A 12,188-nucleotide genomic window follows, 5' to 3' on the forward strand; every position below is an offset into this window, starting at 1 on the left:
TCTATCCGCACGACCGGGAAGAAGAAAAAGAGGAGGAGAATGTCATAAGAATCTTCGCTCCCGTTTCCTGTTATCAGACCGACTTCCTGCCTATCTGCTGTTCCCGGCCTAGGATAGCTTCGACTACCCAACGGACATTGCGGCGGGTATAACCGAAGGAGACAATCGAACTACGACGGTCAAGGTTATTCACGCTGTTGAGCCACACCCGACCGCTGTCATAGACGACAAATATCTGTTCGCCCCAGGTCGGGCTCCACATCGAGGGGTTGGTATGAGCAACGATACAATCATGCCCCAGATGGTCGATGGTCCACTCATGCTCTTCGGCCAACTCGATAAAGAGGGTTCCTATCTCCTCGACCGAAAGGCCGGTTGGTACCTCTTCGAAGTCAAGCCGGTTGCGCTGCACACGAAACAGCAGCAACGCTAGCAGCAACGGTATGCACAAAGCCCATATGGGCAACAATACACCCCAGCCATAAATCAGGGAAAAAAGATTGAACAGCAGCATACAGAACGCGACAAACGCCATCAAAGAGGGCAGGGCATAGTGAGTCATGCCCCAACTGGTCGTAAGCGGCAAATGCCGTGTGCGCAGCACAAAGTCGGCCAGCGGTTCATCTCCCTCCTTATGGAAACTCAACCTGAACAACAGCCACTCTGCTACGACACAAAAGGCCACGACTCCCAACACAATCCACACTCTGCTTGTCGGAGAGGAGGGAGGCTCGAAGCAGGAGTTTACAGTATAGCCCGATGGGGGAATATCGAGAATCACCATTCCCTGGTCGTAAGCAATGCCGCCGAACGAAAGGTCTTTGCACCAAAACTCGTAGTGTCCGTCGGTCTCAAGTCGCAGCGGATAGAAATAGCGATAACACGAGCTCTTCTCTCCATTGCTGTAAACGGTCGAGCTACTGTTGCTGCGGGGGCGTATCGACTGGCCGTTGGCCACGAGAATCGGAGGCTCGACATCGGGCCGGCGGTCGCACTCCAACACAAGCACGACGGCACTGCCTACCCGCAGGCTGTCGGCCCTGACCGAGAGTTCACACATTACCGAAGCCTCGACCGAATCGGTAGGCAGTATCCGGGACGAATAGGCTTTCTGATAAAGCTCGGAAAAACCGCTCACGAAGTTGGCGATGATGGACGAGTCGGACTCTTCGGCCCGTGCAAATACAGCCAAGGCAACCAAACACACAACGACCATACACCGTTTCATGCGTCTCATCTTTTTATCGGGGACGATTCCAGCAGAACTTCCTGGGGCAAACCGGCGCACTCGCTCCAGAACATTCCTCCGGCCTCATCGTCAATCCAATAGAGCGGCAACACCGTAGCTTCGTAACCAAAGATATAACGCTCATTGGAAAGACGGGGTATCAACAATATTTCGGCATTCTCTTTCATACGCTCGTCATAGGCAAACTTGACAGAGTAATAAAGATACTCGATATGGCCCGCCCGGGTCTCTACGTCGACCGAAGTAAATTCGCCGGAGTCGGAATCGGTCTTTTTCTTGTGGGTCCTCGAATCGAGCGAAAGGTTGCCCAGCTCCATCACCCCCTCGGGTACATGAAAAATCATATCGGCCGAGTAGAATTCCTTTTTCCATATCGACTTGTAGGGAATGGCTATGCGCACCAGCACCCAGCACGAGTCGGCCGTCTTGACCGCCCGCTCGACAGTATACCGCACCTGCGGACGCTCGAGCGGTTTGAGTTTCTTATGCAATTTCAATACCTCGGGGCTCACATCGTAGTCCATCATCTCCACCGCAGTTATCGGCTGGAGCACCGCCGGTGTTTTGCACCCTACACACAGAATCAGCATGGGAAATACAAACCAAAGACTCTTTTTCATGACTTTCCATGTTGAGGATCGAACTATGGCAAAAACTCTCTCCGCGCAACCCCATAAGACTTGTCACGGCCCTATTCAAATTCAACTTGCCCTGCCTCGTTCACCCGGAACGGCACGGTGTAGTAATTGGTCGTGAGAAGCCGGCCGTTCATTTCGGACTTCTCTCCTTTTTTCGTGTAGTTCAGCGAGAAATAGGCATACTGCTTTTGGCTGTCGGCCTTGTAGGAGCTATCGGTATTCCAGCGCTCTACCCTACTCTGCTCGACCGGAAGGGTGTAGAAAGTGAAATTCTCGACCGACTTCAATTCATACTGGTCACCCTCTTCCTCGGCTTGCAACAGCTTGTCACCCTCCTCGCCCCACTTTTGCAGCGTCGCGGCATCGATGGCATTCAGGTCAAGCGCGGTCGTTGGTTCATAAGCATAGGTCTGGCCGCGGCTCTCCGAGGGTCCGTCGGCTTTGAAGTCACCGTCCCGATTCAACACCAGTAGATAGTCGTTGTTGTCGGGGGTAATATAGAACACGGAAACCTCGCTCAACACATTCTCGAGCTTACGGTCGCCACGGTCCTCCCGCCACTCTACCCGATAGACTTTCGCATCGGCGGGTACCTGGCTTTTTACGAGTTCCTTTACCTTGGCTACCGCCTCTTGCGAAGCCATTCCCAAATCATTGCCCGACGAGCAGGAAGCCAATACAGCCACGGCAATCGCCAGAGCCGTTACGATTTTCATAGTTTTTGCAATCATGATATAGATAAGTTTAATGGATTAAAGCCTTAACCGAGCAGAGCACGAAACTCCTCATATGCGTCCTGCGAGTCGAAATAGGGCGTTTCGAAAACCAGATATCGGTCTGGCAAGCTCACCTTACACTGGTTCTCCTTTGCGTCGTACTTGATGTACTCGATGTCGCTGATGGAGAAGGTATCATACTCGACCCGCCCCGACTTGACGGTCGGGTAGGTCACCCGATTACCGTCGACCGTAATCGTGGCCCCGGCCCTGATGAGAGCCCGGGCCTTGCGCATGGCCAGCCAGGTAAACACCAACAACACAATACCGCCGATAATGAGAATAGTCGAGAGTACCGCCGGCGACAAGATGTGTAACCGACGAATGCGCAACCCAAAAGGGCAAATGGCTGGGACAACAATCATACCGATACCGAATGCCAGGTTGGACCATTGGTTGGTAAAGATGCTCCCGGGGGTGTAATTGAAGGTCTTGTGGACACTTGCAAATTGCTCCTGTTCCATAAATATTACCGCTTGGTCATTTTTAACAGGAGCAAAGATAGAACAAAAAAAATAAAAATATGACCGATTGGTCATATTTTTATTTTTTTATGATTCCCTCCTGCGATTAGCGCTTCAACTGATTATAAATATACCGGAAGTGTGCGGCCAATCGATTCACATCGAGCCCCTCGTAAAACGACATTTCGAACGACATGCCCACAAACGTGAGGCGAAATTGGGCCACCGCCTCCTCCACATCGGTCTCCCGATTGATTTCGCCGCTTTCGATAGCCCGACGGATAACGCTACGCCAATGGTCGTACTCCGATTCAATCCAGGCATGCAACTTGGCCTTGCCGTCAGGATAATAGAAGAGTACCTGCTGGAAGAGATGGAAATAACCCGCATTGGCCGACTGACCGGGCATGGCCTCCTGCCGCACATTGCCCAAGCGCACAATCTCGGCCATCGTACGCTCTACTCCGTCCACGTACTTATCAATAAAATCGGACAGCGTACCGTCCGACTCCTCATACTTGTGCTTCGGGTCCTGGGCGTTGAACAGATATTTGTCGGCCACAGCCACAAACAAATCGAGTTTGGTAGGATAATAATTGAAGATTCCCGTCTTGGTCAGTCCCACCATGCGGGTAATCATTTGCAGGCTCACCCGCTCGTAATTCATCGACATGAACAGTTGCAAGGCACTCTGCAAGATCTCCTCTCTGTTTGTTTTCATTTTCTCTTTTCCTATAATATTATCAAAGATACGGGCTTATTTTTGAAAAATCAAATGAAAAAATTTCAAGGCGGTCGCTTCCTCCGAACTTTTTGCGTACCTTTGAACAAGACCGAGCAACGCATATACCATGAACTACCGTATAGTCATTCTACTGATAATCTTCCTGTTCTTCATGAAACCGTCCTATTCGCAACACCCCGTCGACGATACCCGCGAGATCATGCTCGACCGGGGGTGGTGCTTCGCCCCCGAGGGAGAAACTCAGTCATACCCCGCTACGGTGCCGGGTACGGTGCATGCCGACCTGTTGCGCAACGGGCTGCTCGACGACCCTTTCTACGGAAAGAACGAGGAGAAGGTGAAATGGGTCGAGGAGAAGGACTGGTGCTACACGACCACCTTTACCGTCGACCGTACCACCCGTGAGCGATACTCCCATGCCCGCCTCATCTTCGAGGGGCTCGACACCTTTGCCCGCATCTTTCTGAACGGGAAGCCGGTCATGCAGACCGACAACATGTTCGTGGCCTGGGAGAAGGAGGTGAAACCCTTGCTCGTCGTAGGAGAGAATACCCTGACCGTCCACTTTACATCGCCGCTCAAAGCGGTCGAACCGATATACCGGCAGACAGGTATCGACTACCCCGCCGACAACGACCACAGTACGCCCCACCTGAGTGTCTATGCCCGCAAAGCCCCCTACCACTACGGGTGGGACTGGGGTATCCGCCTGGTGGGTTGCGGCATTTGGCGACCGGCCCGACTGCTCCTCTACAACGGGCTACGCATTGACGATGCCTTCACCCGCACCCTGCACGTCGACAACGACCGGGCCGAACTCTCGACCGACCTGCTCGTCGTCAACGAGAACAGCCGTCCTGTCGAATCGGTCGAGGTGCGCTTCACCCTCTCCCATGCTGGAAGCGAAGTGACCCACTGGTGCCGGGAGTACACCCTGCAACCGGGCGAAAACCGCATCACCCTGCCAGCCGAGGTGGCTCACCCGAAACTCTGGCAACCCAACGGCTGGGGCGAGGCTCACCTCTACGACGTGGAGATAACCCTCGCGAAAGGGGGCAAACAGTTGTCGAGCCGCCGCTACCAGACGGGGATACGCACCATCGAGTTCATCAACGAGCCGGACGAGCTGGGGCGCAACTTCTACTTCCGGGTAAACGGCCGTCCGCTCTTTGCCAAAGGCACCAACTACATACCGCAAGACATCATACTCCCCCGGGTTACCCCCGCCGACTACGAACGGCTGTTCCGCGACATGAAGGAGTCGCACATGAACATGGTGCGGGTATGGGGCGGCGGTGTGTATGAAGAGGAACTCTTCTATCGGTTGGCCGACCGCTACGGCATACTCGTCTGGCAGGATTTCATGTTTGCCTGCTCGGCCTACCCCGGCGATACAGCCTTCCTCGGCAACGTGGCCCGCGAAGCCCGCTACAACATCAGGCGGCTGCGCAACCACCCCTCGCTGGCCCTGTGGTGCGGCAACAACGAAATCTACGAAGGTCTCAAATACTGGGGGTGGAACCACCGCTACCCGGCCGAGACCTTTGAACAGATGCGGCGCGACTACCACACCCTCTTCCGCGACACCCTCGCCGAGTGCGTGCGCCGCTACGACCCGCAACGCAGCTACATACACACCTCGCCCGACTCGGCCAACTGGGGACGCCCCGCCACACAGACCCAGGGCGATATCCACTACTGGGGCATCTGGTATGGCCGGGAGATGTTCGACACCATGGACACCCTCTCCCTGCGGTTCGTCAGCGAATTCGGGTTCGAGTCCTTCCCCGAGATGAAGACCCTGCTCACTTTTGCCGGGCCCGACGACCTGCATATCGACTCCGAGGTGATGACCCACCGCCAGAAGAGCAGCATCGGCAACGAACTGATACAAGAGTACATGCAGAACTACTACCGCATGCCCCGCACCTTCGACGACTTCGTCTACCTGGGACTGTTACTGCAAGGACACGGCATCGCCCACGGCATAGAGACCAACCGGCGGCAACGCCCCGTGTGCATGGGGTCGCTCTACTGGCAACTCAACGACAGCTGGCCCGCCATCTCGTGGTCGGCCATCGACTACTACAAGAACAAGAAAGCCCTCTACTACCACGCCCGCGACGCCTTCGCCCCCCTGATGCTCTCGACCACCGTCCAGAGCGACAGCCTATCGGTCTACACCCTCTCCGACCGGATTGACCGGATTGACCAGGCCCGTATCACCATCGGTCTGCAAGATTTCTACGGGAAAGAGCTGAACACCGTCAGCTTCGCGTGCGACATAGAGCCCAACGCCACCCGACACATTGCAACCCTCAGCCTCGCCAACCTGCTGGGTGGCTGGAAGAAAAACGAGGTACTCCTCACTTTACGGATAGAGCATCAAGGCGAAACCCTCTTCGACGGCCACAAGTTCCTCACCGTACCCAAGGAGCTGAACCTGCCCCGGCCTCATCTGACCCAAACCGTCGAGACGACACCTCTGGGCGTCACGCTCACCCTCACCACCGACTGCCTGGCCAAAGATGTGTTCATCGAGATACCCACCCAAGGGGCCGACCTCTCCGACAACTTCTTCGACCTGCTGCCGGGCGAGCGCAAAGTGGTAACCATCGACGGAGCCGACATCACCCCCGAGGCGGTGACCCGCATCAGAATCCGCACCCTCACCGACACGTATGAGGGGAAGTGATGAGAGAACTTATAGGAGATCTTTTATACTACATAATTCATATCAACCCAATTACTAATTTCCTTACATACACAAAAGCACATAAAATCATGAGAATAATTGCATTAGAAGGGCAATCCAATAGTGGAAAGACCCAAACATTAAATTTAGTCTACGCATTTCTATTAAAAGCTGGATATACACAGCTACCTCATGCTTTTCTAGATTTGATGAACGACGATTGTTTAGATGTTCTCCAAGGATTCGGGAAAACAATAGGCATTGTAACACAAGGCGATTATGCAATAGGCCAATATGCTGTTAAGAATCACCTTATGCACTTGAAGTCATTCGATTGTGACATTGTAATTTGTGCTTGTACAATTGGGAGAAACAAACAAAAAATCAGAGATGCAATAATGGCATATCCCGACTACCGTTTCATAACCAAGTCCAAAAGCAAATCTGCCGATTTAGTGCGAATAGACAATTTTAATTGCGCTATCCATATAATGAATATGATCTAGAATCACCTTATCCTTAAATGATATTGATTCAGAGATTGTCTTAAACAAGTACATATCCTCTGTTCTCCTTTTTCAACACACCTTGACCGACCAGTTGCAGAACAGCCCGTGAAAGGGACGGGCGAGCGACTCCAAGAATAAAGGCGGCCTCCTGCAAATTCTGTATGCTCCCGTTTTGTTCGATATAGCTCATGATTCGCGACGAGAGTGTCTGCAAGGCAAATTCGTTCAGCCGCTTGCTCAGGAACATACTGTGATCCGATATGACCGTCAGATAATTGCGCAGGACCAAAGGTTCGGACTCGATGATTCTCAACAGACTCTCTTTGCTGACAATCCAAAGGTCGCAGTCACTGTTCGCCAAGATGGTAACGGGGAATATGCCTTCGGAACTAAATACAAAAGCCGAGGCCAGCACATCGGGGGCCGACAAGGTGTCGAGGGTAAATTCCTTTCCCTCCTCACTGATCATTTTGGCGTAGACACTCCCTTCGCACAGGATATACAACGACCGGCAGGCATTCCCCTGCATGGCAATGGTATCGCCCTTTTTATAATGAACATACCGGCTGGGAAAATCGTGCATGATTCTCTCGATCGTATCCTTATTTCCGCCCCTAAACAGGGGCATTTCATAAATCTCATTATTCATCGCAACCAATTATATCATTCCTTATTTTACCCTTTTTGCCCCAGCGTAACATTTGTTACCGATTGTGAGCATACAATCCGATACTTTTGCACCGGTCAAAAGGATTTCAACAGTTCTTGGGGAGCAATTATCCTTGTACACTTGCAGGAACAGGCAATATCGTCCCGACGATTTTAACGCTCAAATTTACCTATTTTGTTCTGTTCAGATTCTTTTTTCCGGCAAGAATATACTATCAACAAACATATACTAAAAAGTATCCATACAATGAGGAATACGATTTATCTCCTTCTGACAAGTATATTGATACTCTCTGCCTGTGCCGAAGAGGAGCATTGGGATTCGATAGCCCCCGGACATGATGCAGGCGATTTTTCGTTTCTGCTGGCACATGAAGAGTATGCAGAGCCCCGGTCGGCCGAAAGTTTAACCGGGAAGTCCCAACCGGGCGCGGCATCATTGCGCCAAACCTTGTCGAATTATGACCGGGTGGAGTTCGTGGTCGTCGATGAAGCCGGTAACCGGGTGAACGGAGTCAAAGGATTGTATGACAAAAACTCGTCAACCATGCGTTTGGAGGGATTGCACGCAGGCGCTTACCGCATTCTGATTCTGGGCATGAAGGGCGACCCGGCTGCCGACCAGGCGACCATACACCCGATCAATCATATCTCAGAGGTGTGGCTCTCGTTTCCCGAAGAGTTGGCCAAGCCTCTGGACGGTGAATATTTCTACTCGGTAACGCCCTTTACCGTGAGAGAAGTATCCACGGCATCGGGGCATGAGGTGATTGCCGAGATTCCCGAGCGAATTGTCCAACGCCGCATTGTGGGCCGAATGGATTTCGCCTTCTCCTACAACAACCCCTACATCAGAACCGCCGTCACCTCCAACACGGTCACGTTAAACAGCAACAGCCGATTTTATACGCAACTGTCGGGCGAGGGCTTGTACTCGGGAGCGAGCAATGGTGAGATGAAGGTGCTGGACCTGTCGGAGCAGACGGAATACTTATTCATGCCCACAATCCAGGGCGGGTCGGTAACAGGCGATGCCACCCTGCTTACCCGGGATTATCGGGGCAGTGCGACACGACGTTCATACACCTTCGAGCTGGATTCCGTTACCGGCAACCATATCGGCCAGGTCGAGATTCAGGTCGTGCACCCCGACGATGAAATAGGTACCATGTTCATCACCGACCGGGCGTATGCCGAGGGGCAACACGGCCTCATTCTGCAAGACGACGAACCGCATGCCATCTACACGGATAAGACACTGCGCAACTTCAATACGACTCGTCCGCTGCAACTCTCCATTACGCCCGAGGGGCAACTTCATGCCCGGTTTTACTCGCCTCGGGCGCTGAACAACGTTCTGGTGAGGGCGCGTATCCCTTCGGCCGGGAATGAGTATGTCGACCTGGCCTATTTCGACCACATTCCCCCTTTTGCCGATTTCTACGAAGAGGTTCCCTTGTTGAAAAAAGCTTGGTATTTCCGCTCCGAGTCGGGCAAGATTGTCAAAATGCCCCTGATGCAGGCCGACGACTTTTCGGGTATCGAGTTCAAGATAGAATCCGACGACCCCTATTTGGAGAAACTCAAAGGCATCATACATGGCTGGAACATACGATTCCATCTGTTCGACGGGGATCCCACGAAGCCCGACGGAGGACCTGTGGGAAACTGGATGGGTATCCGCCCCGTACATTGCCGCGAAGCGGTGGCCTTCTTCCTGAATTTTACCTACATGATTGACATGCCCGAGCATGAAGAGATATTACGAGCCAACGAAGACCGGCTGTATGGGAACGGAGGGGTCAACGACAAGGTATCGCCCGACGTCGTACTGAGGCAGATGAGACAGGAACGCACGCTGAACGTGGGTCTGGTCTATCCCGGTAACGGCGTCATCGGACTGGGGGGAGGTTCCTCCTACGGCGTATGGCAGAAGGGCTGGCTGACCCACTACAACAACACCTATGCCTGCGAAATCATGTTTCACGAGCTGGGTCACGTGATGGGATACAGCCACAGCAGTGCCTTCACCTATGGCCCCTGGGCTCAGGAGCTGATGAACCACTTTTACGTCAATCACCTCCACGAGATGCCCATCGACTCTCCCAGTTATCTCAACAGCAGCACAAATCCCAATTTATATCCACAATAATCATCGATATAGGAAATGAATACAAACATATTGACCTGCCTGACCCTATCGATGCTCCTGCTCGGGGTAATGACGGGCTGCAATGAGGAGCACCATCTCCCGGAGTCGGGAAATCCGAACGCGATAACCGTCAGACTGGCAACCGACAAGTCGGGAAGCGACGAGGAATCGGTCGTCAACCAGGTAACCGGCTACCGGTTTGTCGACGGTATATTGGAAGAGGTGATTACACCGTCAAAGAGAGTGGGAACCCAACTATACACGTTTGCACCTTCCTCGTTCACGGGCACACTGCACATATTGGCCAATACGCAGCTATTGAGGGGGCTCGAAACACTCGACCCCGGCCACTCGACCCTGGACGATTTTCTCGCCCTCGAAGGGAGTGTGGACGAGATGACGGGTGACGGCGTACTGATGACCGGCATGACCTCCCTGGGGGAATCGACCTCGGCGGTTATCCCGATGACCCGAGCGATAGCCCGGATCGATATTGAATCGCTCGAAAAAGGGGTACAGGTGCAACAGGTGGTCATTCACAACTTGACCGACAAAGGTTATGCCTTGGCGCGAGAGACCGTTGAAACGCCGGCATCGGCATCGACATTCCGTTTTACAAAAGAGTATGCCGACACACCTCTCGAAAACAGGAGCGAAACACTGCTGTATCTGACCGAGCAGACTCACCCGTCGCTCCTGGTCGAAGCGACTATCCAGTTCGGGGGAGGCCGTCACCTGCTGAAAGCCAAACTGCCCTCCGTAATCCGGAGGAACGAGATATACACCCTGAAAATAGAGGGGAAAGGGGCTGACGCACAACTCGTCATCGAATCGGAGGGTTGGGGCACAGGAGCATCGACCGAATCGACCCCCTCGCTCAAAGGCCTGGTCGATGTGGAAAACTCGGTCCTTTCCGACGGAGTCAGGGTGAATGAGACACGCGATACTGTCTTTGTACCCTATCACGGGAGCGATTTCAGACTGGCTCTGTTGGCCGAAGCCGATGCCACGGTAACTGTCGACGGCTCGGTCTCGGGGGTAGAGATAACCCGGGATTTCAAGGTGAGCCGATCGTCGTTGGAAAAGATAGCCGACGTCGCTGTCCGCAGCCGTTCGCGTATGCCCGGCTGGAAAACCGAAAGAATCCACCTGGATATTCAAGATAGCGATAACACCAACTTGGGGCGAATCGTGCTGGTTATCGAGGCCAATCCAATACAGGTCGACGGGGCGATTCATTTCGACGACGATGCGACTTGCGATTTCAACGACTATATCGAAGGCGAACTGGGTATAATCCATTTACCGGCCGGCAAGATGCTCCGTGTGGAATTCGACGCCGATGAATCGGCCTGGCTGCAAGCGTCGGAGACAGAATCCGACCCGGCTTCCCGCTCCCGGGTATCGGGCAGAAGCTATCGAATTGTCGGAGGCTGGAAACCCAACGACCCCAAAGCCGACGGAAGAACGCAAGAGGGACGACTGGTCATCTCGGACGAAGACGGAACACACCGGGAGGCTTATACAATCCGCCGAATCAACTGGGGATTGCCCGTGGTGAAAATAGGTGAGACCTGGTGGTGCAAATACAATTTGCGGGGAAATGTCAAGTCTTTTGAAGATCAGGTGACGATTCCCGACGATCCGGCCCCTCACGAGGAGCTGCTCTCCTATCTGACCGCTGCTCCCGAAGATGAACTCCTGGCACTGCTGGGTGACCAATACCAGGGTGGGAACCGACAGGGGCTCCCCCTCTGCCACGACGGGAGTGTATTTTATCACGAAGGCATGGCGGCAAGTGCCCAAAACTTCGGGGTCTTGCCTCCGACCGAGATGGCTCCCCGTGGATACCAGATTCCCGATTATGACAACTACCTGACCTTCTCCAAAAACGGGAATTTCAACCTGGGCGGCGTGGGGTCAAGAAGCTACCAAAACAGTAAAGGGCAAACCATACGGATTACGATTGTGGAGAGAGATGTCAATTTTCTGGGTCATAACTACGGAGTCATATCGTTTTACGATTTCGAAATCGACGGAGCCCACTATGTACTGAACGGTCTGGGGCACCAATGGAATACTATCCCAGGCAACATCGCCCGCATGAACCTGCTCCTGGCTACCTATGGCAGCAGCAGCCAGACGTGGGTCATGGAAGGGTATGCCAGCCAGCAAAAGCCCAATGAAAACTGGATCAAATATACCGCCAACAATTCGACCAAAACACGGGTGATACGCTGTATCAAGACTCCCGTAGAATATACTTATGACTGATATTGATTAATAAACCA

At 53.1% G+C, this 12,188-nt stretch carries 9 protein-coding genes; 3 read left to right on the forward strand and 6 right to left on the reverse strand.

The features are described 5' to 3' along the window. Window positions 1-73 precede the first annotated feature (73 nt). From BARVI_RS06195 to BARVI_RS06215, 5 genes are all read right to left on the reverse strand, one after another. Entirely contained in the window at window positions 74-1,228 is a 1,155-nt protein-coding gene (locus BARVI_RS06195) for a hypothetical protein (protein WP_025278411.1), read from the reverse strand. Between the two features lie 5 nt (window positions 1,229-1,233). Further along, on the reverse strand, window positions 1,234-1,869 hold the full coding sequence (locus BARVI_RS06200) for a hypothetical protein (protein ID WP_157232553.1): 636 nt from the start codon (window positions 1,867-1,869) through the stop codon (window positions 1,234-1,236). 71 nt (window positions 1,870-1,940) lie between these two features. Beyond that, window positions 1,941-2,618, reverse strand: a complete 678-nt coding sequence (locus tag BARVI_RS06205; protein ID WP_157232554.1) for a hypothetical protein — start codon at window positions 2,616-2,618, stop codon at window positions 1,941-1,943. A 29-nt stretch (window positions 2,619-2,647) separates the two neighbouring features. Beyond that, complete coding sequence (locus tag BARVI_RS06210) at window positions 2,648-3,127, reverse strand: Rossmann-fold NAD(P)-binding domain-containing protein (RefSeq protein ID WP_025278414.1); 480 nt, start codon at window positions 3,125-3,127, stop codon at window positions 2,648-2,650. A gap of 106 nt (window positions 3,128-3,233) precedes the next feature. Further along, entirely contained in the window at window positions 3,234-3,848 is a 615-nt protein-coding gene (locus tag BARVI_RS06215) for a TetR/AcrR family transcriptional regulator (RefSeq protein ID WP_025278415.1), read from the reverse strand. A gap of 130 nt (window positions 3,849-3,978) precedes the next feature. On the opposite strand from BARVI_RS06215, the gene BARVI_RS06220 reads away from it, so the two are divergent. After that, on the forward strand, window positions 3,979-6,567 hold the full coding sequence (locus tag BARVI_RS06220) for a beta-mannosidase (RefSeq protein WP_025278416.1): 2,589 nt from the start codon (window positions 3,979-3,981) through the stop codon (window positions 6,565-6,567). A 546-nt stretch (window positions 6,568-7,113) separates the two neighbouring features. On the opposite strand, the gene BARVI_RS06230 is transcribed toward BARVI_RS06220, so the two are convergent. Further along, a complete protein-coding gene (locus BARVI_RS06230; RefSeq protein ID WP_025278418.1) occupies window positions 7,114-7,725 on the reverse strand; it encodes a Crp/Fnr family transcriptional regulator in 612 nt (203 codons plus the stop codon). 267 nt (window positions 7,726-7,992) lie between these two features. Here BARVI_RS06230 and BARVI_RS06235 point away from each other — a divergent pair, with 267 nt between their 5' ends. Beyond that, the gene (locus BARVI_RS06235; protein ID WP_025278419.1) at window positions 7,993-9,897 is read left to right on the forward strand and encodes a hypothetical protein; all 1,905 of its coding nucleotides are present in this window, start codon (window positions 7,993-7,995) and stop codon (window positions 9,895-9,897) included. A 15-nt stretch (window positions 9,898-9,912) separates the two neighbouring features. Continuing rightward, window positions 9,913-12,171, forward strand: a complete 2,259-nt coding sequence (locus BARVI_RS06240; protein ID WP_157232555.1) for a hypothetical protein — start codon at window positions 9,913-9,915, stop codon at window positions 12,169-12,171. The last annotated feature ends 17 nt before the right edge of the window (window positions 12,172-12,188 follow it).

Origin of the sequence: Barnesiella viscericola DSM 18177 (assembly GCF_000512915.1) — a bacterium.
Taxonomy (GTDB): Bacteria; Bacteroidota; Bacteroidia; order Bacteroidales; family Barnesiellaceae; genus Barnesiella; species Barnesiella viscericola.

Excerpts from the sequence above, each read along its gene's own strand:
- BARVI_RS06195 (WP_025278411.1), bottom strand. The coding sequence starts at position 1,228 with ATGAAACGGTGTATGGTCGTTGTGTGTTTGGTTGCCTTGGCTGTATTT.
- BARVI_RS06200 (WP_157232553.1), bottom strand. The coding sequence starts at position 1,869 with ATGAAAAAGAGTCTTTGGTTTGTATTTCCCATGCTGATTCTGTGTGTA.
- BARVI_RS06205 (WP_157232554.1), bottom strand. The coding sequence starts at position 2,618 with ATGATTGCAAAAACTATGAAAATCGTAACGGCTCTGGCGATTGCCGTG.
- BARVI_RS06210 (WP_025278414.1), bottom strand. The coding sequence starts at position 3,127 with ATGGAACAGGAGCAATTTGCAAGTGTCCACAAGACCTTCAATTACACC.
- BARVI_RS06215 (WP_025278415.1), bottom strand. The coding sequence starts at position 3,848 with ATGAAAACAAACAGAGAGGAGATCTTGCAGAGTGCCTTGCAACTGTTC.
- BARVI_RS06220 (WP_025278416.1), top strand. The coding sequence starts at position 3,979 with ATGAACTACCGTATAGTCATTCTACTGATAATCTTCCTGTTCTTCATG.
- BARVI_RS06230 (WP_025278418.1), bottom strand. The coding sequence starts at position 7,725 with ATGAATAATGAGATTTATGAAATGCCCCTGTTTAGGGGCGGAAATAAG.
- BARVI_RS06235 (WP_025278419.1), top strand. The coding sequence starts at position 7,993 with ATGAGGAATACGATTTATCTCCTTCTGACAAGTATATTGATACTCTCT.
- BARVI_RS06240 (WP_157232555.1), top strand. The coding sequence starts at position 9,913 with ATGAATACAAACATATTGACCTGCCTGACCCTATCGATGCTCCTGCTC.